The organism is Enterococcus sp., assembly GCF_032555305.1.
In the GTDB taxonomy this organism is placed as follows: Bacteria; Bacillota; Bacilli; order Lactobacillales; family Enterococcaceae; genus Enterococcus_A.
In genome coordinates, this window is record NZ_JAWGOQ010000023.1 from 34,965 (window position 1) to 59,794 (window position 24,830).

The following is a 24,830-nucleotide window of genomic DNA, read 5'->3' on the forward strand; positions in this document are numbered from 1 at the left end:
AAAAAAGCGGGGGAATAAAATGGCAAAAATCATGATCGTGGAAGATGAAGCAGTGATTCGTCAGTTGATTGGTGAAGAGTTAACGAAATGGCGGTTCGACGTTTATCAGACCACGAATTTTAATCAAGTCTTTGAGGAATTCGAACAAATTGCACCGCAACTAGTTTTGTTAGATATCAATCTGCCTGTGTATGATGGCTATTATTGGTGCCAGAAAATCCGTGAAGTCTCCAAGGTACCGATTATTTTTATCTCTTCCCGAAATACGAATATGGATCAAATCATGGCGATGAATATGGGAGCAGATGATTATATTACCAAGCCGTTTCAGGTCGATATCTTAGTAGCCAAGATTAACGCGTTGCTGCGGCGTTCATACAATTATGCGGAAAGCGGCGAAGAATTAGAGCACAACGGAATCACGTTAAATATCGACAACAGCAGTATGACGATCAATGAAGAGGTGGTTGATCTCAGTAAAAATGAGTACCGTCTATTGTTTATCTTGATGAAGCAGCATGGGAAAATCTTGAGTCGGGACAAGTTATTGCGTGCGCTTTGGGATGATGAACGCTTTGTTGATGATAATACATTGACGGTCAACATCAATCGGCTGCGTCGAAAGATCGAACAAGCCGGGATTGATGATTATATCCAAACGAAAGTCGGACAAGGCTATATCGTCCCATAAGGTGCTGCTATGACATTTATCAAGTATTTAAAAGATCGGCTGCTAGTCTTATTAGGCTGGGCAGTTTTGAGCTTATTGCTGGTCTTTATGGTTTGGCTGACGCCGGATCTGCATGGCTTTTGGGACAATCTCAGTTATTTGCTGATTCTGCAATTATTTTTGGTTTTCCTCTTTTTTACGATTGATTTTTATCGTCGAAAAAAGTGGTTCCGAACCTTTGATAAGCAAGAGGAGTCGCACCTGCAGCATTTTGTAGAATCTGCCGCCAACAATGAAGAACAGCTGATTCAGGAGTATGTAAATCAACAAGTGCGCGAGCATCATCTAATGGTTGAGCAATTGCTAGACAGCCAAAAGGATCAGAAGGATTACATGGATTCATGGATCCATGAAATCAAGGTGCCGTTAGCGGCGGTTGATTTGATCTTGAACTCGATTGAATTTGACATTCCTGATGACAAGTTTGTCCTGCTGCAGAATGAGATTCAGCAGATTGATGAGTATGTCGAGCAGGTTCTCTATTATTCTCGTTCCGATGAATTTGTAAATGATTATTTGATTCAGGAGTATTCATTGAAAAAAATCATTCAGCCGATCATTCGCAGTCAAGCCAACTATTTTATTCAAAAAAATCTGCAATTAACCCTGACAGAAGAGGATGCAAAAGTACTGACGGATGCGAAGTGGATCGAATTTATCTTCCGGCAGCTTTTAAGTAATGCAATCAAGTATACACCAGATCATGGTCAGATCAATATCACGATCGAGAAGAAAAGCGGCGGGATCGCCTTGAAGCTGCAAGATAGCGGAATCGGCATCCCCTCAGAGGATTTGGGAAGAATCTTTGATAAGGGCTTTACTGGAGAAAATGGACGTAAAGCACAACAGCATTCGACAGGACTGGGATTGTATCTAGCCAAAACGTTAGCGGGAAAACTTGGGGTCGAACTCTCCGCAGAATCGACAATGAATCAGGGAACCACGATGACGTTGTTTTTCCCTCGATTAGATTATTATCATGAAGAACGCTAATTTTTTTAAATTTTTTGTTTTTGATTGCTAAATTTCCTTTTTTTCGCTAAACTATTCCAGTTGTGAATTGAAGGGAGTAAGTTTATGAGTATTTTGATTGCCCTAATACCGATGGTAGCATGGGGAAGCATTGCTTTGGTGAGTGGAAAATTAGGCGGCGACGCCAATCAGCAAACCTTAGGAATGACGATGGGTGCTTTTGTTTTTGCATTAGTGACCTATTTTATCGTACAGCCGGCAATGAGCGGTTGGATTTTGTTAATTGGTTTCTTGTCAGGTCTCTTTTGGTCAATCGGTCAGAACGGTCAGTTTCACGGGATGAAATATATGGGTGTTTCGGTTGGTCTGCCGATCTCAACCGGGTTTCAATTGATTTTGAATACCGTCGCCGGTGCCGTATTCTTTCATGAATGGACAAAGACTAAAGATTATATTTTTGGTTTTATCGCATTAGCATTACTTGTCTTGGGTGCCTACTTAACAGCGCGTAAGGATGACGAAAGCGGTGTAGAGACAGATGACAGTATGTTGAACTTCGGCAAAGGTTTCCGATCATTGATCTTCTCGACACTAGGTTATGGTGTCTACACGATCATCATTACTTGGGCAGGTCTTGATCCGTTGGCGATCATCTTGCCGCAAAGTGTCGGCATGTTAGTCGGAGCCAGCTTCTTTGCCTTTCGTAAAGCGAAAGTCGATCGTTATGTTTGGCGCAATATGGCTTCCGGCTTATTGTGGGGCATCGGGAATGTCTGCATGCTTTTAAGTGTTCAAAATATCGGCCTTGCGATTGGTTTCTCCTTGTCGCAAATGGGGATTATTATCTCAACGTTAGGCGGGATCTTCCTGTTGGGCGAACGTAAGACAAAAAAAGAAATGTACTATGTCATTATCGGCTGTCTGCTGATCATCGTCGGCGGTGTCGTGTTAGGCTATATGAAAGCATAATGCAGCAGCAAATGTAGTTGCTGCTGAGTATTGACCTGTCAGCTTTGAGCCGGCGGGTCTTTTTTTGAAAATAAAAAAATCGGATACCTCCAGAGAGATATCCGATAAAGCTTTTTATTGTCCGGAATTCAATTCCATTAGTTTTTGCTTCAAGTCGTTTTCCATATGACCGATCTCGATCTCGGCCAATTGGCGACGTTCGCGACCTTCTTTTTGGATACGCAAGGTTTCTTCCAGTGTTTCCACCAGGTCGTTTTGAGTTTGCTGTAATGTTTCCAGATCGACGATCCCGCGTTCGTTTTCTTTGGCAGTCTCGATCGTTGAAATCTTCAGCATCTCTGAGTTCTTCTTCAGCAGATCGTTGGTTGTTTCAGAAACTTGACGTTGCGCTGTAGCAGCGTCTTTTTGGCGTAACAGGGTCAAAGCGATCGCTACTTGGTTCTTCCATAAAGGAATCGCTGTATTGATCGAAGCTTGGATTTTTTCAGCCAATGCTTGGTTGGTGTTCTGAATCAAGCGAATCTGCGGCGCTTGTTGGATCGTAATTTGACGAGCCAATTTTAAATCGTGGGTTCGTTTATCTAAACGATCCAAGAATTGAGTATAGTCGTTGACGACTTGGACATCCATTTGATCACCAGAGCTTTGGGCTTTGGCTGTCGCTTCTGGAATCGTCGTCAGCTTCATTTCTTCGACCTTCAATTCAGCTGCGGCGATATAGATGTTCAACGCATCAAAGTAATCTTTGTTCTTATTGTAAAGAGTTTCCAGCATTTGGTTGTCACGTAACAAACCATCTTTTTCGACGTTCAATTTTGTTGCGATCTTATCGATTTGTGCACCGATTTTTTGGTATTTCGTCGTGATTTCATAAATCGATTGCTTCACTTTACCAAACATTTTTTGGAAAATATTGCCTTCGCCAACACGTAATTCATCAGGATTGGCTTCATTTAAGCGATACATTAATTGGTTCAGTGAGTCGCCGATTGGACCGATGTCTTGTGAAGATACGGTATTCAACATCGATTGCGAGAATTCACTCAATTTGGTTTGAGCGGTTGAACCGTAACTGATTACAGCCTGTGAGTCGTTGACATCGATTTTTTTGGCCAGTTCCCGCGCTTGTGCTTGTCGTTCTTCAGGCAATTTATCCACTAAACGGTCTGCTTGTTCTTGCGACTGCAGGTGGGAGATTTCTTGTTGCTGAACGGGGGTTAAAGCGTCGGTGCCAAACGGGTTGCTAAGTAGATCGTCTAAAGTGCTGTCGACCGGTTTGGTCTCTGGTTTATTTTCTGGTTCCACTGTGTGTCCTCCTGTTCGAAAAAAATCTAGCTTAAGCTAGATTTTTTTGTTTAGCTTTAATTTTTTATTTTGTGGTCAAATCAGGATCTTGGTCAAGATTTTTCTTCGCGATCGAGATTTCAACATCCATGTCTTCTAAATCTTCGGCCACGAATTGTTGATAGTCTTTTACGATTAAATCCGCCATCTGATCAATGATTTGAGCGCTTTCCTCTAGTTTACCATAAACTTCTTTTGACTTGACCTCATGTCCGTTAATTTCGACATAATTGTCCGTTAAATCCACGATGTTCGGCAAGTGCGTATAAAGAAACTGACTTGCTTCTGGTAAACGTTTTGGATCTTTTACCAATTCTTTAAACAAAGCTTTTGCCGCCTTCAATGTTTCATGACGAAGGTCAATGGCCTTAAGCTTGGCATTTTTTTGGATATTTTGCTGCAATTGCAAGACTTGCTGCTTCGAAAGATTCATTGTTTCGCGGAACAATTCGATCTCACGTTCACTCATACCCAATTTTTTATAATAAGCTTCTTTTTCTTTAGTAAGAAATGGTAATTCTTCTTTTTGTTGTGGACGGATTTTTCTTCCTTTGAATCCACGATAAATCAACCAAAAACCAACGACCAGCATTAAAAAGACGATATAGTCGCCAAAGTCTCCTTCAAAAAAGGAGAGAATACCGATTGCTGCGATGATGATAGGGAATATTTTCCTTCGCATAATAATCCTCCTAGTCTAGTAATAATCCTTCACATTATTTATTCAAATTACTTGATTTCTTTACACGCTCATCATAGCATGAATTTCTATAGAAATAGTATCGGACTAAAGATGGATTTTTCAGATTTAGAAAAAACATAAGAATTTTCTGTGATACAATAAGGCAGAACCGTTGAGTTGAAGCTACTTGGAGGAAAGGTGTCGCTATGTTAGAGTATAAAGATTTTGAAGAGAAGACGTTAAATCGTAAAGAATTGTTTAAGGGAAAGATTATTGAAGTTTATTTGGATGATGTTGCCTTGCCGATGGGCGGGACAGCAAAGCGTGAATTGGTTTTTCATCATGGCGGTGTAGGGATCATCCCGATTACTAAAGAAAATAAAATCATTATGGTGAAGCAATTCAGAAAGCCGTTGGAAAAAGTTGTTTTGGAGATTCCTGCTGGAAAAATCGATCCTGGTGAAGGTCAACATCCGGAAAAGACAGCGTTGCGGGAATTAGAAGAAGAGACTGGTTATCGCACAGAGAAATTAACCTACATAAATGAAATGTATCTATCACCGGGATTTTCAAATGAAAAATTATATATTTATGCTGCGACCGATCTGGTCAAAGTAGAAAATCCGCGACCACAAGATGATGATGAAGTATTGGAGCTATATGAATTAACATTGGAAGAGGCGAAGCAGGCGATTCAAGAGGGATCGATCTGTGACGCGAAAACAATCTTTGCAGTCAATTATTGGGAATTGCTGCAATGTAGAAGGGGAGATCACGCATGAGCCAATCACCCTTGGTGACGCGCAGCGAGCTGAGAAAACGAAAAGAAGAACAGGAACGTTTGGCAGAGGAACAACGCAAAGCTGCGGAACAAGCCTATGAAAAAAGAGAAAAAGAAATCAGCAACGTGTATCGCAAAGAGCTGAAGAAGAACAAGCCAGTCACAAAATCCCGCAGCAGTGAGCGGGTAAAGCAAAAGGAACGCAGCAGCTTTTTGAATAAAGCGATAATCATAGTATTACTATTGTTGATCGTGGTCATGCTGGCTGTTTTCTTCATTTAAGCTGTAAAATGAAACTAAAAGAAATTGAGGGATAATTATGAAAATCGGTATTATTGGTGCAATGGAACCAGAAGTAAAGGCACTACGCGAAGTCTTGGAGCATCCATTATCTTGGGAGCAATCAGGCGCATTGTTCATTTCAGGAAGTCTGGGCAATCATGAAGTGATCGTCGTTCAATCAGGGATCGGTAAAGTATTGGCTTCAATCACGACCTCTGTTTTGATCCAACAATACAAGGTCAATATGGTTATCAACACAGGGACTGCCGGCGGGATCGGTGCGGGTCTGGCGGTTGGAGATTTAGTTGTCGCGGATAAGGTAGCTTATTATGACGTGGATGCCACGACCTTTGGGTATAAAATTGGTCAAGTGCCGGGAATGCCGTTGTATTTTGAAAGCTCGACCTATCTGAAAAGCGAGATGCTCGAAGCTACCAAAAAAATGAATCAAACTGCCCACGTTGGGTTGGTAGTTTCAGGTGACACATTTGTCAGCAGCCCCTCAAAAATCTATGAGATCAAAGCGGCCTTTCCGGATGCGTTAGCCGTTGAGATGGAGGGAGCAGCGATTGGGCATACGGCTGCTCAATTTGGTATTCCATTCTTGATCGTGCGAGCGATCAGCGACACAGCTGACAGTGAAGCGACGGAAACCCATGAGGAATTTGTTAATCGCACGGGCGAATTGTCCGCTCAATTAGTGATTGAATTTGTTAATCATTTAGTTTAAGGATAAGTGAAATGTTTTAGATCAAGGAGGAGCTTATGATGCGTGCATTACTTTCAATTGATTACACGAATGACTTTGTTGCCACTGACGGGAAGCTGACTACAGGTGAAGCGGGTCAGGCGATTGAACAAGATTTAGTAGCTGTGACGAAGGAATATTTTGATCAAGGCGATTTCATCGTTTTTGCGATTGATGGTCACGATCCAAGCGATCAGTACCATCCTGAGAATAAACTTTTTCCCCCACATAATGTGATCGGTACGGCCGGTCGCGATTTATATGGATCACTAGCTGATTTTTATCAAGCAAACAACGCAGAGAAAAACGTTTATTGGATCGACAAGCGTCATTATTCAGCCTTTAGCGGGACTGATCTGGACATCCGGTTGCGTGAGCGGGGGATTACTGAGCTTTGCCTGACAGGAGTCTGCACGGATATTTGTGTGCTGCATACCGCTGTAGATGCTTATAATCTGGGGTATCAATTAGTGATCCCAGAAAAAGCAGTTGCCAGCTTCGATGCAACGGGCCATACGTGGGCGCTGAGTCATTTCAAAAATACATTGGGCGCAAAAATCGTTTAATAAAAGCCGTAAGAGTTAGAGTTTGTAATCTTACTCTTACGGCCTTTTTCTATTTTAAATAGTCTGCTATAAAGGTGGTGAAATCCTCAATGATCCCATCCTGTGCTAAACCCTCTGCTTTAAAGACTCCGCGGTTTTTCCCTTCTGGATCAATCGCGACGATCGTACCGATCTTGGCATTATGAGCCGCCTGCAAGCCTGAATAAGAATCTTCGATCACGAGACAATTTTCTGGCTTCATCTTGATCTTTTCTGCTGCAATCAAGAACATATCCGGCGCAGGTTTGCCCGGAAATTCACCGTTGAAGTAAACGATTTTTTCATAATCGAACCATCTTCCTAAGTCCAGATAGTCATAGTAGAAATCCAGATTGACCTTTGGCGATGCTGTCGCAATCGTCGTTGGGATTTTTTCTGCTTTCAAATAGTCTAATACTTCCTCAATCCCTTTCGTAAAATGTTTACGATCAGGAGCGGCAATGAGTGCTTCACGATAATAGCTTTCTTTCTCATCCGATAATTTTTGAACCTCTTCGTTTGTCAGCGTTGACGAGACGAACTTACGCAAAATCACATCGTTGGTTTTGCCATGGAAATTTTTCATGATTTCTTCTTCGGTCACTTCTTTATCCGCATATTTCTGGATCAATTTCAGCCAAGCTGCTTCATGTAAATCGGAATCTAAAAACATTGTCCCGTTAAAATCAAAAATAATGCCTTTCATAAATACCCCTCACTTTTTCCAAAGATAACCCTAGTTTATCATGTTTTATAAAAAGCGGATGAAAAAGATAGGTTTGTTTGCAACTTCAAATCAATCGTTTTATAGTAGGTAAGAATAAAAAGATGGAGATGAAAAGCATGTTGGACTACTTAGTCATTGCACTCTTTGCTTTTATCGGCGGTACAGCACGCTATTGGTTAGGCGTGTGGATTCCTGCTGTGAGCGGTTTTCCATTAGGGACGCTGCTGGTGAACTTATTAGGGTGCTTCATTTTTAGCTGGATTGTCAAACATATCCTAAGTGATATCGATGTTTCAGCGCGTTTAGTTTTAGGAATCGGCGTTGGTTTTTGTGGTGCTTTGACGACATTTTCGTCATTTGCCTTGGACACGATGAAACTAGTCCAGTCAGGACAAATTGGATTGGCGTTTCTTTATTTGGTTCTATCGTTTGTCGGTGGATTAGCCATGACCGTACTAGGTGAAGCAATCTACCACAGAAAGGTGGCGGATCAATGATCGAAACATTGTTAGTCGGCAGCGGTGCAGCGATCGGTGCGATGCTGCGCTTTACCTTGAACAATTATTTTGAACCCCAGACCAAAAGCTTGCCGCGGTCAACCTTCTTTATTAATTTGACGGGCAGCCTCTTATTAGGAATCTTTTTTGGACTGCACTTATCCGATACGGTTTATTTATTTTTAGGCACAGGGATTATGGGCGGCTACACGACATTTTCTACTTATAACTTTGAATTATTTGTTTTATGGAAGAATGATCGTTCCATGTTTTACCGCTATTTTTTCGGTTCCTACGGATTAGGCTTGCTGTTGAGTTTTATCGGCATCGTGATTGGATCCAAACTATAAAGAAGCAACGCAAAAGTCTTTTAGACTTTTGACGCTGCTTCTTTTTTGTTTTCTCTGAAAGCATTCGGCAGAACGCCGTATGCTTCTTTAAATTGCTTATAGAAATGACTGCGGTTTTTCAGGCCGACCATTTCAATAATGGAACTGATCGGGAGCGTGGAACCTTCAATCAAAAATTTCGCTTGCTTCATGCGCTGCTTGGTTAGCAGCTCCGAAAACGTCTCATTGGTCTTTTTTTTGATGATATTGCTTAGATAATTTTTATTGTAGCCAAGCTGTTGAGCGGCACTTTCCAGAGACAGATTCGCATAATCCCTCTCGATCAGTTTTAAGGTATCAATCACGACCTGATGGTTGGTCTTATCTTTTTTCTCCTCGTAGAAGTCATATTTACAGTTGCCGATCAGCTCCGTAAATAGAATTGGAATGTATAAGGAGATGATCTCATTAGCGAAGACAGGTTCAATGAAATATTTATCGATCATTTGATCGAGAATCATCTGCACGTGTTCGTTTTCTGAGCAGCGGAAAATCAGATATTCTTTACGAGAGCGTGTTGCCATCGTTTGGGCTAAGAAGTTAAAGAGCACGCTATTCTTATCATTCAGACTAGAGAGCCAATCGATATCGACCTTGTCGTTTGGAAAGATGATATTGATGAGAATATCATCTTCTCCGTGTTCGCCTATACTATGGGAGGAACCGCGGTCCATTAGTAATATTTCGCCTTGACGAATGATTTCGCGGCGGCCATTGATATATTGGATAGATTTTCCAGAGTAAACATAGTTCAATTCTAAGAAATGGTGGCTATGCTCTGGATAGGATGCAAATCTAGGATGCTTACTAACATAAATAGAATTATTTTTTAGAAAATACTCTTTGAGCAAGATCATATTTTCTTCAGCAGTCTGAAAAGAGATGGATGGGATATCCATTACGAATTCTTTTTTATTTAATTGCGCTTCTTCGATTTGGTTATGATGGCGAAGATAATCTTCGACAATTTTATGCATAATCACACATCCCTGTAAATTCGTTACAATCATTCTATCTTCCCGTCATTGAGAACGCAACCAAAAATTACGATAATAGGTCTGTAAATAAAAATAGCAGCGGTTTACAGCTGTACTATAGCAAAAGAAGTCCTGCTGTATAACGAATCAATATCTATAATGACAGTTCTTGTACCTATTAGCGATTTATTTGAATGGAGATAAGCTTCGTTCTTTTCGCTTGATGTAATTTTGGCACAATAATGATTGATAAATTTGTTTGGTAGCAATTAGAGTATTTTCAAAGACAAGGAGCTTGAACATGACGGAAACATACATTGCAGTAGACATTGGCGCATCAAGCGGCCGATTGATTCTCTCTGAAAAGGATTCCAGCGGTAAGATCGGGTTGGAAGAAATTCATCGCTTCAAAAATGGTTTTACAAATATGGATGGGACGGATTATTGGGATGCAGATCATTTAATTAAAGAACTATTGATTGGTTTGGAAAAGGTGAAACAGCAAGGAATAGAGAACTGTTATGTCGGAATTGATACATGGGGTGTTGATTATTGTTTATTGAATAAACATGGACAAGTTATGAGTCAACCCATTAGCTATCGAGATAGCCGGACAGATAATGCGGTGGCAGATTTTGATCGCATCTTCTCTTTAGAGGTCTTATATGAAAAGACCGGCATCCAGCTTCAGCCATTTAATACCGTTTTTCAATTGTTTAAGGAAGATCGAGAAAAGTTAAAACAGGCAGAACAGCTTTTATTGATGCCTGATTACCTAGGATATGTTCTTACAGGAAAGGCCGTATTGGAAAAAACCAATGCTTCAACCATGCAATTGATGAATTTGGAGACACGAAAAATTGATGAAGACGTTCTAACAGCGATAGCAGTTGATAAAAAGCTGTTTCCTGATCCAGTGGAGCCAGGATCGTTTTTAGGACCGATTTTGAAAGGAAAATTTCCTGAGTATGATTTGCCAAATGCGACAGTTATCACGATCGCTTCTCACGATACAGCTTCAGCAGTAGTGGGAACACCAGGAATAGGCGACAATTGGGCATATATCAGCTCAGGGACGTGGTCATTGATGGGTGTAGAAATCGAAAATGGCATCTCAACCCAAGAAGCATTTGATGCCAACTTCACCAATGAGTGGGGCGTTCAAGGAACAATCCGTTTCCTGAAGAACATCATGGGGATGTGGTTGATTCAGGAAGTCGCTCGGATGCAGGATTATCAATATTCTTATCCTGAGCTTGCTGAATTGGCAAGTCAGGAAGAAGCATTCGTCAGCTTAATTGATGTGAACGATCAGCGCTTCATGAACCCGAAGAACATGATTGAAGAGATCCGAGACTATTGTCGTGAAAAGAACCAAAAAGTACCAGAAACAGCTGGCGAATTAGCTCGCTGCATTTACGACAGCTTGGCATTGTGTTACGCAGTGGAGCTTGAAAAGCTTGAGAGAATAACTGGACGCACGATCACGCAGCTCCACATTGTTGGCGGCGGCTCAAACAATGATTTCTTAAATCAATTAACAGCGGATGTTTGTGGAATCAATGTATTGGCAGGACCTGGCGAAGCAACCGCCATTGGAAATATCATTGTTCAAATGGTTGCTACAGAAGGGTTTGGCACATTAGAAGAGGGGCGAGAGGCAATCAAGGAGTCGTTCCCGCTAAAGGAGTTTCAACCGAAAGCAGACACTTGTTTAGCGATGGAAAAATATCGAGCGTTAACAAAATCATTATTATAAAAGAAAATATTTCATAAAAGGAGAAAAGTAAAATGAGCAAAACAGTAGAAGAACGGTATCAAAATGCAAAGGCTCGTTACGCTGAGATTGGTGTGGATACTGACACAGCATTAAAAAAATTGCAGGATGTAAAAATCTCGATGCATTGCTGGCAAGGTGATGATGTAAAAGGCTTTTTGAATCCTGATGGTGAGTTAACTGGCGGGATCATGTCAACTGGCAACTATCCAGGGGCTGCGCATACGCCTGAGCAATTGCGCCAAGATATTGAGAAGGCCTTCTCTTTGATTCCCGGAACACATAAATTAAATCTGCACGCGATTTATCTCGACACAGATGAAGCGGTTGAGTTAAACGAAATTGAACCAAAACATTTTGAAAACTGGGCTAAATGGGCCAAAGAGCAAGGCGTTGGTTTGGACTTCAATCCAACCTTTTTCTCTCATCCAATGATGAAAGACGGTATGACTTTGGCTCACCCCGATCAAGCTGTACGAGACTTCTGGATCGAGCATGGCAAACGCAGCCGCAAGATTGCTGAATATCTTGGAAAAGAAACTGGTCAAACCTGTATCAACAATTTCTGGATGCCAGATGGCATGAAGGACAATCCAATCGATCGTTACAGTCCGCGGAAACGGATGATGGAGTCATTAGATACGATTTTTGCGGAGGATTTAAACGAAGAATATACCCAAGAAGCCGTTGAAAGTAAATTATTCGGTCTAGGTGCAGAAGCTTACACAGTTGGCTCCCATGAGTTTTATATGGGCTATGGTCTAACTCGCGACAAATTGATTTGTTTAGATGCGGGTCATTTTCACCCAACTGAAGTTATCTCAAATAAATTATCTTCCCTAGCACTGTTCTCTAAAGGCATCATGCTTCACGTTTCTCGTCCTGTTCGTTGGGATTCTGACCATGTGGTGATTATGGACGATGAGTTGCAGGAAATTGGTAAAGAAATTGTTCGGAATGATCTATTAGATAAAACCAATATTGGATTAGACTTCTTTGATGCAACTATCAACCGTGTAGCAGCATGGGTCGTTGGTACGCGTAATACCCAAAAAGCCTTATTAAAAGCGTTACTTGAACCAATCAACGATTTAAAAGAAATGGAATTGAATTGTGATTATACGAAACGCCTAGCATTGACAGAAGAATTGAAGGACTTCCCTTATGCGGATGTATGGAACTACTTCTGTGAAGTAAACAATGTACCCGTTGGCATGAACTGGTACGACGAAGTGATGAATTATGAGCGTGAGGTGTTATCTGCTCGCGAAAAAGAATTGATCACATCAATTGACTAATTAATTGGCGGGTCAGTAGTTGTAGATAAAATTTTGGAGGAATCAATCGTGAAAAATATTTTAGAAGCACCTTTTGTACAAGAAATGGTGGAAGTAACCAGCAATCTATATCGCTTAGGCTGGGATGAGAGAAATGGCGGGAATATCTCGTATTTGCTAGATGAAGAAGCAGTCAGCACCTATTTAGATACAACGAATATTCTACGCAATATTCCAATGGCTTTTGATGGTTCGGCGCTTAAAGGGAGATACTTTATCGTTACAGGATCAGGCAAATATTTCAAAAATGTAGCTGCAGATCCAGCAAATAATCTAGGCGTGCTGCGTGTGGCAGAAGACGGACAATGTGTTGACCTGCTCTGGGGCTACACTGATGGAGGCGTTCCTACCAGCGAATTGCCAGCGCATTTGATGAGCCATATCGCTCGATTAGAAGTTGATCCAGAAAATAGAATCGTTATGCATTGCCACGCAACTCATTTATTAGCGATGACCTTCAGCCATGAATTGACTTCAAAAGCAATTAGCAGAACACTTTGGGAAATGTGTACGGAATGTATGGTTGTTTTCCCTGAAGGAGTACAAGTTTTGCCTTGGCTCATTCCAGGCTCTAATGAAATCGGAGAAGCGACGGCAGAAAAAATGAAACAGGCTCGTTTGGTTCTATGGTCTTTCCACGGTGTATATGGCGCAGGACGTACGATGGATGAAACATTCGGTTTGATCGAAACGGCGGAAAAAGCTGCTCAGGTCTATACTTACGTACAAGCACAAGGTGGTGTGAAGCAAAGCATTACTGATGAAAACTTTATCGCGTTGGCAAAGCAATTCGGTGTAACACCGAATCCAGATTTTTTTATGGGATAACGAACGTATGAAAAAAGATTCGTCTGAAGCTTTTTTCTAAGAGTATAGAAGAATCTAAATGCCCCAATGAATCATGATCAGAAATATGCGAGTTGTTAAGGGCTCATGGGGCGATTAATTATTCTCTTTTCTAATCCAGAGAATACGAGGGTTATGTAAGCTTTGATGAAGACAAATTCAGATAATTTCCTCATTATAATTTTATGTTAGCAAAAGATAGCAGCTTAACGAAGTTTAGGGCAAAAATTTACAATTAGATGTCATAGAAAGCGATTACTTTTTATGGGATAATCGATTGTGAAATAAAACACAACAAAAGGAGAGATACTATGGTAGTCAATCGAATGATTTTGAATGAAACGTCTTATTTTGGAAAAGGCGCGATTCAAGAGGTGGCCAACGAAGCCAAAAAACGTGGGTTCAAAAAAGCATTAGTTGTGACAGATAAGGATTTATTGAAATTTGAAGTAGCAACGAGAGTCACAGCGATTTTAGACAAGGCGGGGTTAAGCTACGAGATTTTTGACGGAATCGTACCGAATCCTTCTATTGAAGACGTTCAAGCTGGGGTCAAGGCTTGTCAAGCAGCCGGAGCGGATTATATTGTAGCTATTGGCGGCGGTTCACCGATCGACACAGCCAAAGCAATCGGAATTATTACTACCAATCCTGAGTTCTCGGATGTCATCAGTCTTGAAGGAGTAGCTGAGACGAAAAAACCGTCTCTACCAATTTTAGCAGTACCGACCACTTCGGGAACAGCTGCCGAGGTAACAATCAATTATGTGATCACTGACAAAGCCAATTCACGTAAATTTGTTTGTGTCGATCCGCATGATATTCCAGTCGTAGCCTTCGTTGATAGCGATATGATGATGGGAATGCCGACCGCATTATGTGCCGCAACAGGAATGGACGCATTGACACACGCGATCGAGGGCTTCATTACCAAAGGCGCTTGGGAAATGACAGATATGCTCCATATCAAAGCAATCGGAATTATCAGCCATGCGTTGCGGGATTCTGTTGCTGGTAATCAGGAAGCGCGGGAAAAAATGGCGTTGGGTCAATATATCGCCGGTATGGGCTTCTCTAATGTTGGATTAGGTTTAGTTCATGGAATGGCGCATCCATTATCCGCTTGGTATGATACGCCTCATGGGGTGGCTTGTGCGACACTACTTCCATTGATCATGGACTTTAATAAGGATTATACTGGCGAAAAATACCGCGAGATCGCTGTTGCCATGGGCGTAGAGGGCGCAGCGGATATGCCGTTGGCAGAAGTTCGCGACGCGGCCGTTCAAGCAGTGAAGCAATTAGGAATCGATGTTGGTATTCCGCAAAGCCTGACTGAGATTGGCATGAAGGAAGAAGATGTCCAAAAAATCGCAGAAGATGCTTTCCGCGATGTCTGCTCACCAGGGAATCCGCGCGATGCGACAGTGGAAGAGATCGTTGGACTTTACAAATCAATGTTGGATTAAATTCATATTCAAGAAAAAGAGGGTGTGCCAAGCGGCACACCCTCTTTGATCGTTTTAAAGCTAGTCTTCCTCTTCAGGAACCTTGTTGTCTAAGTCTGTCCGGACGATCAATACGTCACAGTCTGCGTTGCGAATGACATATTCAGAAACTGAACCGATAAATAAGCGTTCAACAGCATTCAAACCAGTTGCTCCCAGCATAATCAAATCGATTTGATTGTTCTCAGGGATTTGGTTGGCGATCATTACTTTTGGTGCGCCATATTCAATAACTTTACTGATATTTTTGACACCAGCTTTTTGAGCCTCAGCTTCGTAATCATCTAAGGTTTGCTTTGCCATGTCTGTGGCTTGTTCAGCAAGCACATTATCAAAAGAAGAAACTGTTTGAAACGCACGTGTATCAATGACATGAGCAAGTAATAATTCCGCTTGGTTACGCTTAGCAACATTTACTGCCTTTTTAAATGCTAATTCTGCTTCATTAGAACCGTCGACTGCTACCATGATTTTACTGTATTCTTGATCCATCGTTTCCAACTCCTTTTTTCTTTTCAGAGTATTTGTTTTTCCGTTTAGAAAAATAAATCTCAAATTCAAGATGCGTATCATTCAACTTTTTTACAAGCACATATGAAAACTGTAAATAGTTGGTCTGATATTCTTTTCACATCTTTATTTTAAATCAAATTTCTTGAAAATGGTACTGTTAACCTTTTTTTGTTTTTGAACCCATCAACAAGGCGAAGACAGCTGCGACCACCAAGAGTAGGATTAAATACATCATTGAATAGGAGCGGTTATTTATCACGCCGACCAAAATTGCCATAATTCCTAGTACGGCATAAATAATTCCAAATTGGCGTAAAAAGCTGCGGGACTCAGTTTGGGACTCTTTACTGAAGAGAACGAGCAATCCTTGTGGCTTTTTAATCAAATAATAGCTGCAGAATAATAAAATAAGTGCTAGTAAAAATAATAAAATGCGGATCATTTTTTTCCTCCTATACAATAAAAAGCAATTTGCAGTACGCAAATTGCTTTCATTCCATAAAAATGGAAAATTCCGTCGATGCCGTTATTCACCCGATAGTATTGATCCCGCAAAATCTAGCAGGTGGGTTCCATGGTCTAAGCATTGAACTACCAAATGTAAAGGCATGTTACCAACTTTGACACAAGACAGATCCCAAGATATCAATAAAAATGTTCGGTCAACACTGAAATAGGCAACGCGCACATCACAGAATTTCCATCTCAATCATAGCACAGTCATTATTGAGACGCAACGAAGTGGCCTCCATCGATAAAATCGAATCAACTCAAACTACTTACGTCTTCTATAGGTACATTGTATAAAAAAAGAGGCAAGTCTGTCAAAACAAATTACTTATTTTTCGCTTTGGATAAAAATCTTTTTGTACGTTTTTTTTGAGGCGAAATAGAAAGAGAAAATTTTACCTACTTACGTCACTCCTACGGGCTATTATAGAGAGCGATGCTGGAGAATATTGAATAATTTTGTTGAAAAAGAAACAAAAACAATCTAGAATGGTCTTGCGCTTAATCGAGAAACAAAGCGGATAAAAGTTCGTTTGTTCTTTTTAGAGAAATAAATTCATTATTATATACTAGGAGAAAAATTATGAATAAAAAAAAGGAAGTCCTAGACGGTTTTGCTGAGGTGTTCAATAAGCGAGCATGGCTGGATAAGGTCAAGATGGAGAAGGAGTTAGCCGGATATGCAGCCTCCGAGGTTCATTGCATTGATTTTATTGGGAAGCATAAAGATCCGAATGTCACGAAGATGGCAGAATCGATGTATATGACTCGTGGAGCTATCAGCAAATTAACGAAGAAAATGTTAAAAAAGCAGTATATTGAAAGCTATCAAAAAGCGGATAACAAAAAAGAAATCTATTTTAAGCTGACAGCTGAAGGAAAAAAAGTTTTTGATATCCATGAACGGCTGCATAAAGAATTTGAAGATCGCGATCAAGTCGTTTTTGAACCCATCAAGGATGAACAATATGATGCCTTTCTAAAATTTCTTGAACGCTATAATCAACATCTGGACCAAGAAATCAAAAAACAAAATCTGACAATCAAATAGCATTGGTGACAGTCTCAAAAAGAGGCTGTCTTTTTTCGTAACATTATTGTTGACGAGGAAACAAAATAATTGTATAGTTTCCTAGGAAACAAAAAAGCTTCTTTTCGACTGCAGCAAAGAGAAGCCTCGAGAATCTGTTTAGCGTTTGAAAACAGAGTATAAATCCAACAATTACATGAAAGGAGTCCGTATATGACTCAATCAAATAAATTACCTAAAGAAGTTTTATCGGCTGCTTGGGCGATCGCTCTTGGCGCCATTGCACCAATGCTCGACTCTACGATGGTGAATATCGCTATCGATCAATTAACAAAGAATTTTCACACGACACTATCGATCATCCAGTGGGCGATCACTGGCTATGTCCTAGCTTTGGCGATTGCTGTGCCGATCGCTGGCTGGCTGATGAATCGCTTTGACGGCAAAAAGATCTTCATCGGTACCGTGATTCTCTTCGGTATCACCTCTGTCCTTGCTGGTATCAGCTGGAATGTCACTAGCTTTATTTTGTTTCGCTTGCTTCAAGGTTTTACTGCTGGGATCATCACACCATTGATGTCAACTCTACTAGTTAAGACGGCAGGACCAGAAAATATTGGCCGTGTGATGGCGATCGTCAGTACACCAATGATCTTCGGTCCGATCCTTGGCCCGGTACTAGGCGGCTTTATTGTTCAGGCAGCCTCATGGCGCTGGATATTCTTTATCAATGTTTTCATCGTGTTAGCTGCTGCACCGTTGATGGCGCGCACATTGCCAAACTTTGAACCATTCAATCGTGAAAGCAAACTGGATGTTTTTGGTATCCTTGACCTATCCATGATGAGCGCGGTCTTGATTTATGGTATTACGAAAGCTGCGGATCATGCGACCTTCAATAATCGTGAATCATTGATTTGGACGGGTGTCGGTCTTGCGTTGCTAATTGTCTACATTCTTTACGACCGCAGAAAAAATCATCAAACGGTGTTGCCGCTGACGATTTTTTCTCACAGAAGCTTCAAGGCATCGAGTGTGGGTCTATTCTTCGCGAACATTGCCATCATGGGCCCAATGCTGATTCTGCCACTGTTCTTCCAAAACTTCCGTCACTTTTCTGCGATGGAGGCAGCGATCGCCCTAATTCCCCAGGGGATCGGTATGCTGGTTACACGTCCATTGATTGGGAAGCTGATTGATAGACTTGGTGCGAAATATGTCGTGATCGTTAGCCTGATCATTTCTTTAGTGGGTACGATTCCACTTGTTTTTGTCACAGACAAGACGAGTATGGTCTGGATCGCGTTGATCTTATTCATTCGTGGGACCAGCTTTGGTGGGATCAATCTGCCATTGACTAGCGATGCCTATACTGGACTTGCTGATGAAGAGCTGCCGGATGCTGGCGTCGGAATCAATATTATCGAAAATCTAGGTTCAAGCTTCGGTTCAGCGATGATCGCAACAGTCGTGGCGACCGCATTACAGGGGTCACAACCGACCATTGCCCACGAACTATCTGCTTATCATGCCGGCTTTTTCGTTTCAGTTGTTGTTCTGACGTTGATCTTTATTCCTAGTATTTTTCTGACGAATAAAGCCAAAAGTATCAACGAATAATCGGAATGCCTTCAAAGGGTAGAGATAAGCAGAAAAAAAGGTTTCTAAGAGAAATTAGACAATTCTTTAGTGATCATCTTTCTTACGGATGATCACTTTTTTTGCAAAAAAATTATAATCATTCCGCGTACTCAGTTATTAGCATAAATTCGAAAAAATCAAATGCACATGCTTCCGCTATTAATCACAATAAATGATAATTGCTAATTATAGTTATTTTATGTTCTCTATTTAGTATATTCCAATCATAGTGATAGGTAATAATTGCTTATATTACTCAAAGTTTTTAATTTTTCTAAAATGTTTGCCAATTCAGGCTATTTACAGATCGGTTATTTAACTGGTACTCTGTCTATATGAAAAGTGTGTAATCGTATTATGTTCAAGTGGAAAATGAAAGGGTGTTCAGTATGGAAATAGTCAAATTGGATTTTATTCAGATTTTTGGAAGAATGACCAAGGAAAATCTTATGAAAAGAGTTCGGCAGTATTTCGAACAAACCCAAAATGCCTCAAAGGTCGTGGAAGCACTTGTTGCTATCCTGCTGAGGAACGCTTTGTGCCGTAAAGATTACTCTATTGATCTGTTGACAGACCTCATCCACCAAATTTTCCTTACGGCCGAACCCAATAATACATTGCGGAAGCATTGTATATATTTTGAAAAATTCTTTACGGGCAAAGCGGCGGATGGTAAGGAAGAATGGACAACTGTTATCGACCGACTTTTCACGAATGAAGCAGAATACCGCGAATTTACCAAGGAATCGCGTAGATATAAAGAGCTTTTAGAGAAAATAACCAGTGAGGAACCTGGATCATCTGAATTTACATTCGATATCGTATCGACTTTTACAGACGCGAGTGGGAAAAAATATAAATGGATCTTGCGAGATACGAAGGAAATTTCCGATGATTCACCAAATAAAGCTGATGAGGTTGCTGAATTATTGCCTATTATGACAACTTTAACGATCTTTCAGAATGCTAAAGGAAATCGTCGCTTTACGGAATTTTTTGAATATGAATGTCCTCTAAGACGCAGCGGCGTGAAGCGTAAAGCGAAAAAAGCGCAATCAGAATCGGAGGAATCTGCCCAAGATCCGCAAATTATAAGCACGCCAGAAGAAACACATGCAACGCCAGATTCTACTATTAATACTGGCAATATGCTTCAAAAAGAAACTACTACCACAGCAAATGGCACAGGAAAAAGCACATTATCCTATGAGAAGTACATGGATAAAGCAGAGGCGATGTACCAGCTAGCGCAAGCAGCACCGCAGACGGAGCTAAAAGGATGGTCCGCCGCACCTAATCCAGCTGAAACAGAGCAGCCGCCTACCTCAAAAGCCGCCACTTCTCAGAGTAAGGGGAAAAGTAAAGGGCAGCCCCAGCTAGATCCTAAGAAGAAAAAGAGGAAAAAGAAAAACAAAATGAATAAGAAAGGCAAGAAATGGAAGTGATGCCTAGGTGTTAGTGCTTCTATAAGTGAATATTCAGAGTGTTCAGTGAAAAAATCGCAGGATGATCACGCTTATTTAGTATGGATAAAGTTCGAATGCGCCAGGTTTATTTGTGCTGCTCAAAAACAGACATGATTTGAATAATGTAAAAAAGCGAGTATTCCGATACCCGCTTTTTGTAATGTATTCATATTTTGAGAAGGAAATCTAACTGACCGAAGACAATTACTTTTTCTTCTTCTTCCATTCCTCGATCCGCTGGTATTGCTGACCAAGTGCTTGTTCATATTTCCCAGTGGATTTTGGTTCGTAATAATGAGCGTCTTTGATCTTGTCAGGTAGATATTGTTGATCGACCCAAGCATTTTCAAAGCTATGAGGATATTGATAACCGACACCGCGATTCAATGCTTCGGCTCCTTTGTAATGACTGTCGCGCAAATGATCCGGCACCTCGCCAGCATTTCCCATGCGAATATCCGTGATCGCCGCGTCCAAGGCTGAATAAGCTGAATTGGACTTGGGCGAGAGACAGAGATCGACGACAGCGTTTGCCAGAGGAATCCGTGCTTCAGGAAAGCCTAATTTTTCGGCAGCTTGGACTGCTTGCACCGTTCGAGCAGCAGCGGCTGGATTTCCTAAGCCGATATCTTCATAGCCAATGACCATTAAGCGACGACAAATAATCGGGAGGTCGCCGGCTTCGACCAATCGTCCAAGATAATGCAGCGCCGCGTTAACATCACTGCCGCGAATTGACTTTTGAAAGGCTGAGATTACATCATAATGGGCATCACCGTCTTTATCGTGGGTTAGGGCTTTTCGCTGTACACACTCTTCGATGATTGAAAGAGTTAAATGGATTTTCCCTTCATCATTTTTCGGCGTGGATTTTGTTGCTAATTCCAAGCCGTTCAAGGCACTTCGCAAGTCACCGTTTGTCGCCCGAGCTAAATGCTTCAATGCCTCTGCATCCAGTTCAACTGGATATTCTCCAAGTCCGCGTTCCTTGTCTTCCAATGCCGACTTGACGGCTGTGATAATATCATCCTCATCTAAGGGCTTTACTTCAAAAATTTGTGTCCGGCTGCGAATCGCGGGATTGATCGTGATATAGGGATTTTCCGTAGTGGCACCGATCATAATGATTCGACCGCTTTCTAAATGAGGCAGCAGAAAATCTTGTTTAGTTTTGTCTAAACGATGGACTTCATCTAGTAATAAAATGACTGTGCCGCTCATTTTGGCTTCTTCGGCGACAATCTGCAAATCTTTTTTGGTATCGGTTGCCGCATTCAGCATCCGAAAAGCGTAATTAGTTGAACCTGCAATGGCACTAGCGATACTAGTTTTTCCTGTACCTGGGGGTCCATATAAGATCATGGAAGAAAGCATCCGCGCATCGACCATCCGGCGAATGATTTTCCCTGATCCAACTAATTGCTGTTGTCCGACAACTTCATCCAAGTTGCGAGGACGCATGCGATAGGCTAAAGGCTGTTGCATTAGGAACCTCCTTTTTTGAAATTGATTTATTATAGTAGTATACAGGTCCACTTTCAATTAACAGTAGAGAATAGGACTCTTAATTAGCAAATGTATGTTCTCATTATAGCATTATTCCTTTGTGTTTGCTGAGTTTTGATCGCTGGGCGTAGCGTGTGGCAGGATTATTGTGTATCATGGAGAAGGTGAGAAAAATGGAACAGGTAATCAATTATTTTAATACCGAAACAACTGAAAATATCGCCCAATATTTACTGGGAATGTATCTGGAACACGAGACACCCGAAGGAAAACTAGGCGGCTATATCGTAGATTGCGAAGCGTATCTAGGTCCTGATGATGAAGCGGCTCACAGTTACGGCATGCGTGATACGCCTCGGGTTCGAGCGATGTACGAAAAACCGGGAACGATCTATTTATATACGATGCATACGCATTTGATTTTGAACATGATCACACAGCCTATCGGGATGCCGCAAGGAGTAATGATTCGCGGATTTGAACCAGTGGAAGGCATTGAACAGATGGTTCTGAATCGTCATGGCAGAATGGGTGCTGTCGTTTCGGATGGCCCGGGCAAATTAGTTGAAGCGCTGGGAATCACTCGTGACTTATATGGCGAATCGATTTTTTCTAGTTCGCTGCATCTTGTTCCAGAAAAGAGACGGCTGCCAAAGGAAATAATGGCACTGCCCCGTATTGGGATTCCGAATAAAGGGCTCTGGACGGAAAAACTGTTGCGCTTTGTCGTTCGCGGGAATCCTTACATAACCAATCAACGAAAGAATTTAATAGAAGAAAACAATGGCTGGAGGAACTGAAAATGGCAAAAGAGACCATGATTACTTATTTAGATAGCTACTTGAACAAAAAGATTCCTGACTATGAATTAGCGCTAGACTGGGACACACGGAATCGCAGCTTCGAGATTGCTTTTCGAATTTATGGCGAAAATAAAGGACAAGTCGAGATCGATGATGTGGACGGCGTGGCTTCCGAAGAAGAGATCATTGAATTTGAAGACGCGATTTTGCTAGTTGATCCTGGCAAATCGAACTATGATCCAGATGACTTTTTAGCGGTGATCCCTTATGAGGGCAAAAAAGGCATGAAGAAAAATGAATTAACGGCTGTCGTGGACTATCTGAAGGATGTCATTGAAGAGGGCCAAAGTGACCTGCTGGACTTTTTGGCAGACGACAGTGAAGATGCGATTTTTGAAATGAACTGGGACGATGCTGTTTTCAAAGCGACGATTAAACCAACGGACAGCAGCTATTTACCTTATCCAAGCTATTAGAGGGGCGAAAAAGATGAAATGGAATGAAGTAAAAGTAACAACAGAAAGTGAAGCAGTCGAGGCGGTTTCGAATATTTTAATGGAAGCAGGCGCATCCGGTGTTGCGATCGAGGATGCCTTGGATTTTGAGAACTATCAAGAGGATCAATACGGTGAGCTTTTAGATAAGGAGACGTTTTCTAGTTTAGCGGAGGGCGCAGTTGTGATGGCGTATTTTCCTGAAACGATCTTCTTGCCGGAAATCCTACCATTCATTAAAGACCGCATCTTGGAGTTGCCGGAGTTCGGCTTGAATATCGGTAAAAATATCGTGGAAGTTAGCGAAGTAGAAGAAAGCGACTGGGCGACTGCCTGGAAAAAATACTACCACCCGGTCCGTGTGACCCGCTATTTGACGATCGTACCAAGCTGGGAAAAATACGAAGCCCAGCATGAAGATGAAAAGATCATTACCTTAGATCCTGGAATGGCATTTGGAACAGGAACGCATCCGACAACAAATCTGACCTTGCAGGCGCTGGAAACAGTTCTACGCGGCGGCGAAACCGTCTTGGATGTGGGAACCGGCTCTGGCGTATTGAGTATCGCTAGTTCATTATATGGCGCGAAGGATATTTATGCCTACGATTTGGATGAAGTGGCGGTTCGCTCAGCCCAAGAAAATGTTGATCTAAATGCAAATACTGAAAATATTCACGTGTCGGCAAATGATCTATTGGTTGGTGTAGAACAAGAAGCTGATGTGATCGTGGCGAATATCTTAGCGGATATCATTGTTCTGATGGTCGAAGACGCATGGCGTTTATTGAAACCAGATGGTACGTTGATCGTCTCAGGGATCATCGAAGATAAAAAAGATATGGTGCTGGAAGAAATGTACACGCAAGGCTTCGAAGTCGATCGAATCTTCCAGCAGAAGGATTGGTTCGCGATCATCCTGAAGAAACCAGAGGAAGAGTAAGATGCAACGCTATTTTATCGATCAGCCCCATCAATCAACCATCGAAGTTAGCGGTGAACCGCATCACCACATGTCACGAGTAATGCGCATGTCCGTGGATGATCAAGTTTTTCTCGTTTTCAAGGACCAAATTGCTATCAAAGCCAAGATCACTGCCATCGATAGTGACAAGGTGACGTTAGCTGAAGTTGAAAAAGAAAATTTGCAGCGAGAGTTGCCGATTCAGATTACGATTGCCAGCGGTTTTCCTAAAGGAGAAAAACTGGAATTGATCGTGCAAAAGGGAACGGAGCTTGGTGCTCATGGGTTTATTGCTTTTCCTGGAGAGAGTTCGGTGGCAAAATGGGATGCCAAGAAGCAGCAGAAAAAACAGCAGCGATTGAATAAAATCGCCCAAGAAGCAGCGGAACAATCCCATCGCCAAGCCCTGCCTACGGTCAACTTCGCTTCAGAAAAAGAGTTGATTGAAAACTTTGCTGACTACGATGCGGTTTTGATCGCGTATGAAGAATCTGCGAAGCAGGGGGAGCAAGCACAATTAGTCCAAACCTTCCAGGCGCTTGAGGCTGGTCAGAAGCTGTTGGTCGTTTTCGGTCCAGAAGGCGGCTTGACGCCAAATGAGATCGAAAAATTCCAAGCTGCTGGCGCGCAGCTTTGCGGTTTAGGGCCACGAATTTTACGGACAGAAACAGCCCCATTCTATCTTTTGAGTGCGGCGAGTTTTTATTATGAATTAGAACACTGATTTGATTGAAAAAGCCTACTAGAGTTTGT

27 protein-coding genes and 1 other RNA gene are annotated in these 24,830 nt (G+C 41.6%); 20 read left to right on the top strand and 8 right to left on the bottom strand.

Annotation, left to right across the window (positions count from 1 at the left end; translation table 11 throughout):
• The first annotated feature begins 19 nt into the window (after positions 1–19).
• From sapR to E6139_RS15845, 3 genes are all read left to right on the top strand, one after another.
• Complete coding sequence (gene sapR, locus E6139_RS15835; protein WP_316404139.1) at positions 20–691, top strand: two-component system response regulator SapR; 672 nt, start codon at positions 20–22, stop codon at positions 689–691.
• A gap of 9 nt (positions 692–700) precedes the next feature.
• Positions 701–1,723 carry a two-component system sensor histidine kinase SapS gene (gene sapS / locus E6139_RS15840; protein ID WP_316404140.1) on the top strand — a complete coding sequence of 341 codons (1,023 nt, stop codon included), beginning with the start codon at positions 701–703 and terminating at the stop codon, positions 1,721–1,723.
• An 84-nt stretch (positions 1,724–1,807) separates the two neighbouring features.
• Entirely contained in the window at positions 1,808–2,671 is an 864-nt protein-coding gene (locus tag E6139_RS15845; protein WP_316404141.1) for a GRP family sugar transporter, read from the top strand.
• Between the two features lie 114 nt (positions 2,672–2,785).
• Here the strand turns inward: E6139_RS15845 and E6139_RS15850 are convergent, their stop codons facing one another.
• Positions 2,786–3,976, bottom strand: a complete 1,191-nt coding sequence (locus E6139_RS15850) for a toxic anion resistance protein (RefSeq protein WP_316404142.1) — start codon at positions 3,974–3,976, stop codon at positions 2,786–2,788.
• A 64-nt stretch (positions 3,977–4,040) separates the two neighbouring features.
• Positions 4,041–4,697: a 5-bromo-4-chloroindolyl phosphate hydrolysis family protein gene (locus E6139_RS15855; protein WP_316404143.1), complete on the bottom strand. Its 657-nt coding sequence runs from the start codon at positions 4,695–4,697 to the stop codon at positions 4,041–4,043.
• Positions 4,698–4,903: 206 nt separating this feature from the next.
• On the opposite strand from E6139_RS15855, the gene E6139_RS15860 reads away from it, so the two are divergent.
• From E6139_RS15860 to E6139_RS15875, 4 genes are read left to right on the top strand one after another with little or no spacing between them, the layout of a single operon-like run.
• Positions 4,904–5,479 (top strand): NUDIX hydrolase, encoded by a 576-nt coding sequence (locus E6139_RS15860; RefSeq protein WP_316404144.1) that lies wholly within the window; start codon positions 4,904–4,906, stop codon positions 5,477–5,479.
• Entirely contained in the window at positions 5,476–5,760 is a 285-nt protein-coding gene (gene macP, locus E6139_RS15865) for a cell wall synthase accessory phosphoprotein MacP (protein ID WP_316404146.1), read from the top strand. Before E6139_RS15860 ends, macP begins: the two co-directional genes overlap by 4 nt.
• 37 nt (positions 5,761–5,797) lie before the next feature.
• Positions 5,798–6,490, top strand: a complete 693-nt coding sequence (locus E6139_RS15870; RefSeq protein WP_316404147.1) for a 5'-methylthioadenosine/adenosylhomocysteine nucleosidase — start codon at positions 5,798–5,800, stop codon at positions 6,488–6,490.
• A gap of 38 nt (positions 6,491–6,528) precedes the next feature.
• On the top strand, positions 6,529–7,074 hold the full coding sequence (locus E6139_RS15875) for an isochorismatase family cysteine hydrolase (protein WP_316404196.1): 546 nt from the start codon (positions 6,529–6,531) through the stop codon (positions 7,072–7,074).
• Between the two features lie 49 nt (positions 7,075–7,123).
• Here the strand turns inward: E6139_RS15875 and E6139_RS15880 are convergent, their stop codons facing one another.
• A complete protein-coding gene (locus tag E6139_RS15880; RefSeq protein WP_316404149.1) occupies positions 7,124–7,798 on the bottom strand; it encodes an HAD family phosphatase in 675 nt (224 codons plus the stop codon).
• Positions 7,799–7,935: 137 nt separating this feature from the next.
• On the opposite strand from E6139_RS15880, the gene crcB reads away from it, so the two are divergent.
• Positions 7,936–8,316, top strand: coding sequence for a fluoride efflux transporter CrcB (crcB, locus tag E6139_RS15885; protein WP_316404150.1), 381 nt, complete (start codon positions 7,936–7,938; stop codon positions 8,314–8,316).
• Positions 8,313–8,666 carry a fluoride efflux transporter FluC gene (locus E6139_RS15890; protein WP_316404151.1) on the top strand — a complete coding sequence of 118 codons (354 nt, stop codon included), beginning with the start codon at positions 8,313–8,315 and terminating at the stop codon, positions 8,664–8,666. The genes crcB and E6139_RS15890 overlap by 4 nt, the downstream gene beginning before the upstream one ends.
• A gap of 20 nt (positions 8,667–8,686) precedes the next feature.
• On the opposite strand, the gene E6139_RS15895 is transcribed toward E6139_RS15890, so the two are convergent.
• Positions 8,687–9,682, bottom strand: a complete 996-nt coding sequence (locus E6139_RS15895; protein ID WP_316404153.1) for an AraC family transcriptional regulator — start codon at positions 9,680–9,682, stop codon at positions 8,687–8,689.
• A 301-nt stretch (positions 9,683–9,983) separates the two neighbouring features.
• Between E6139_RS15895 and rhaB the strand changes: the two genes are divergently transcribed.
• The 4 genes from rhaB (at position 9,984) to fucO (ending at position 15,111) form a co-directional block, all read left to right on the top strand.
• A complete protein-coding gene (gene rhaB, locus E6139_RS15900) occupies positions 9,984–11,441 on the top strand; it encodes a rhamnulokinase (RefSeq protein WP_316404155.1) in 1,458 nt (485 codons plus the stop codon).
• 32 nt (positions 11,442–11,473) lie between these two features.
• Positions 11,474–12,757 carry an L-rhamnose isomerase gene (gene rhaA, locus E6139_RS15905; RefSeq protein WP_316404156.1) on the top strand — a complete coding sequence of 428 codons (1,284 nt, stop codon included), beginning with the start codon at positions 11,474–11,476 and terminating at the stop codon, positions 12,755–12,757.
• A gap of 48 nt (positions 12,758–12,805) precedes the next feature.
• Positions 12,806–13,624, top strand: a complete 819-nt coding sequence (gene rhaD / locus E6139_RS15910) for a rhamnulose-1-phosphate aldolase (protein ID WP_316404158.1) — start codon at positions 12,806–12,808, stop codon at positions 13,622–13,624.
• Positions 13,625–13,953: 329 nt separating this feature from the next.
• Positions 13,954–15,111 (top strand): lactaldehyde reductase, encoded by a 1,158-nt coding sequence (fucO, locus tag E6139_RS15915; RefSeq protein WP_316404159.1) that lies wholly within the window; start codon positions 13,954–13,956, stop codon positions 15,109–15,111.
• 60 nt (positions 15,112–15,171) lie between these two features.
• Here the strand turns inward: fucO and E6139_RS15920 are convergent, their stop codons facing one another.
• From E6139_RS15920 to ssrS, 3 genes are all read right to left on the bottom strand, one after another.
• Positions 15,172–15,642 carry a universal stress protein gene (locus E6139_RS15920; RefSeq protein WP_316404160.1) on the bottom strand — a complete coding sequence of 157 codons (471 nt, stop codon included), beginning with the start codon at positions 15,640–15,642 and terminating at the stop codon, positions 15,172–15,174.
• A gap of 178 nt (positions 15,643–15,820) precedes the next feature.
• Entirely contained in the window at positions 15,821–16,105 is a 285-nt protein-coding gene (locus E6139_RS15925) for a hypothetical protein (RefSeq protein ID WP_316404161.1), read from the bottom strand.
• A 65-nt stretch (positions 16,106–16,170) separates the two neighbouring features.
• Positions 16,171–16,364: non-coding RNA, 6S RNA (gene ssrS, locus E6139_RS15930), on the bottom strand.
• Positions 16,365–16,756: 392 nt separating this feature from the next.
• On the opposite strand from ssrS, the gene E6139_RS15935 reads away from it, so the two are divergent.
• The 3 genes from E6139_RS15935 (at position 16,757) to E6139_RS15945 (ending at position 20,289) form a co-directional block, all read left to right on the top strand.
• The gene (locus E6139_RS15935) at positions 16,757–17,224 is read left to right on the top strand and encodes a MarR family winged helix-turn-helix transcriptional regulator (RefSeq protein ID WP_316404163.1); all 468 of its coding nucleotides are present in this window, start codon (positions 16,757–16,759) and stop codon (positions 17,222–17,224) included.
• 192 nt (positions 17,225–17,416) lie between these two features.
• Positions 17,417–18,823: an MDR family MFS transporter gene (locus tag E6139_RS15940; RefSeq protein WP_316404164.1), complete on the top strand. Its 1,407-nt coding sequence runs from the start codon at positions 17,417–17,419 to the stop codon at positions 18,821–18,823.
• Between the two features lie 410 nt (positions 18,824–19,233).
• Complete coding sequence (locus E6139_RS15945; RefSeq protein ID WP_316404166.1) at positions 19,234–20,289, top strand: hypothetical protein; 1,056 nt, start codon at positions 19,234–19,236, stop codon at positions 20,287–20,289.
• Positions 20,290–20,514: 225 nt separating this feature from the next.
• Here E6139_RS15945 and E6139_RS15950 read toward each other — a convergent pair whose 3' ends face one another.
• Positions 20,515–21,795, bottom strand: a complete 1,281-nt coding sequence (locus E6139_RS15950) for a replication-associated recombination protein A (RefSeq protein ID WP_316404168.1) — start codon at positions 21,793–21,795, stop codon at positions 20,515–20,517.
• Between the two features lie 194 nt (positions 21,796–21,989).
• On the opposite strand from E6139_RS15950, the gene E6139_RS15955 reads away from it, so the two are divergent.
• From E6139_RS15955 to E6139_RS15970, 4 genes are read left to right on the top strand one after another with little or no spacing between them, the layout of a single operon-like run.
• Positions 21,990–22,616, top strand: a complete 627-nt coding sequence (locus tag E6139_RS15955) for a DNA-3-methyladenine glycosylase (RefSeq protein WP_316404170.1) — start codon at positions 21,990–21,992, stop codon at positions 22,614–22,616.
• A gap of 2 nt (positions 22,617–22,618) precedes the next feature.
• Positions 22,619–23,095 (top strand): DUF3013 family protein, encoded by a 477-nt coding sequence (locus tag E6139_RS15960; RefSeq protein WP_316404171.1) that lies wholly within the window; start codon positions 22,619–22,621, stop codon positions 23,093–23,095.
• A 13-nt stretch (positions 23,096–23,108) separates the two neighbouring features.
• Positions 23,109–24,056: a 50S ribosomal protein L11 methyltransferase gene (prmA, locus tag E6139_RS15965; protein ID WP_316404173.1), complete on the top strand. Its 948-nt coding sequence runs from the start codon at positions 23,109–23,111 to the stop codon at positions 24,054–24,056.
• Between the two features lies 1 nt (position 24,057).
• Complete coding sequence (locus tag E6139_RS15970) at positions 24,058–24,801, top strand: 16S rRNA (uracil(1498)-N(3))-methyltransferase (protein ID WP_316404175.1); 744 nt, start codon at positions 24,058–24,060, stop codon at positions 24,799–24,801.
• Positions 24,802–24,830 lie beyond the last annotated feature (29 nt).